This is a genomic window from Streptomyces poriferorum (genome assembly GCF_019399235.1).
GTDB lineage: Bacteria > Actinomycetota > Actinomycetes > Streptomycetales > Streptomycetaceae > Streptomyces > Streptomyces poriferorum.
This window is the reverse complement of record NZ_JAELVH010000617.1, coordinates 1-1,371: the sequence shown is the minus strand read 5'-3', so window position 1 is coordinate 1,371 and position 1,371 is coordinate 1. Positions and strand designations below refer to the sequence as shown.

Sequence of the window (1,371 nt, the reverse complement as noted above, 5' to 3'; positions counted from 1 at the left end):
CGGGCCCAAGGGCGCGCCCGAGGTGTACGGCCGCCAGAAGGGCGCGACCGAGGGCGACATCGCGGTGCTCGACGCGGCGCTCGCCCACTACGCCTCCGTGCTGGGACCCGAGCAGGCGCAGCTGCCGGGTGCGGGCGCGGCGGGCGGGATCGGGTACGGGGCGCTCGTCGCGCTCGGCGCCCGGTTCCGGCCCGGGATCGAGGTGATGCTCGACGTCCTCGGCTTCGCCCCCGCGCTGGCCCGGGCCACGCTGGTCATCACCGGCGAGGGCTCACTCGACGAACAGACGCTGCACGGCAAGGCCCCGGCCGGCGTCGCCGCGGCAGCCCGCGCGGCCGGCATCGAGGTCGTCGCGGTCTGCGGACGCCTGGCGCTCGCACCGGAGGCCCTGGGCGGCGCGGGTATCCGCCGCGCGTACGCGCTCACGGAGCTGGAGCCGGACCCAGCGGTCTGCATGGCCGAGGCCGGGCCGCTCCTGGAGCAGGTGGCGGAGTCCATCGCGCGGGACTTCCTGCGCTGAGCCGACGAGGACCGGGAGACCGGGGTCCGGGGGCCGGGGAACAGCCCCGGCCCCCGGACCCCGGTCCTCAGTCGCCCGGTGGGCTGAACCCCAGCCGCACCGCGTCCAGCGCCAGCATCAGCTCCACCAGCTCGCGCGGCCGCGACAACGACCGTGACGTCAGCTCCTCCAGCCGCCGCAACCGGTTGAGCACCGTGTTCCGGTGGCAGCACAGCCGTACCGCCGTGCGCCCGGCCGATCCTCCGCACTCCACCCAGGCGTCCAGCGTCGACACCAGCAGTGCCCGGTCCGTCGGATCGCGGGCCAGCAGCGCCCCGAACACGTCCGTGGCCAGGTAGGCCGCCAGGGCCGGCTGCCCCGCCATCAAGGCCTCGGGGACCCTGCCGTCCAGGCACACGACCGCCTCCCCGCCCTTTCCGCACGTCAGCAGCGCCGCGTCGGCCAGCCGGCGGGCCGAACCCAGCGCGGACAGGCCGTCCACCACCGGACTGACCCCACCGGGGCCGGGGCCCGTGCCGGACAACAGCACGGCGACGGCGGCCGGATCCGCCTCGCCCAGTGCCACCACCGCGATCTCCCGGTCCGGCCGCGACCGCCACAGAAGCCGCATCCCGTGCGCGTCGGCCGGACGGTTCCACGCGCGTCCGCGCTCCGCGACCACCGCCACCGCGTACCGGCCCTGCTCCGGCAGCCCCAGTACCGCACCGGCGAGCGCCGCGAGGTCCTGCCCGGTCTCGTCGTCCAGCAGCGCGTCGAGCAGCGCCCACCCCCGCTCCTCCCCGCGCTGCCGCATGCCCGCTCCGTTCTCCGCACGCCCCTGGGGGCCGATTCCCTGCTCGGGGCCCGGCCCG

At 77.0% G+C, this 1,371-nt stretch carries 2 protein-coding genes; one reads left to right on the top strand and one right to left on the bottom strand.

The genetic code is table 11. From position 1 onward, the window contains the following. Positions 1-520 (top strand): glycerate kinase (locus JGS39_RS40065; RefSeq protein WP_219574660.1); only part of this gene is annotated, 520 nt, incomplete at its 5' end. 67 nt (positions 521-587) lie between these two features. Here the strand turns inward: JGS39_RS40065 and JGS39_RS40060 are convergent. Then, a complete protein-coding gene (locus tag JGS39_RS40060; RefSeq protein ID WP_372456200.1) occupies positions 588-1,349 on the bottom strand; it encodes a PucR family transcriptional regulator in 762 nt (253 codons plus the stop codon). Between the last annotated feature and the right edge of the window lie 22 nt (positions 1,350-1,371).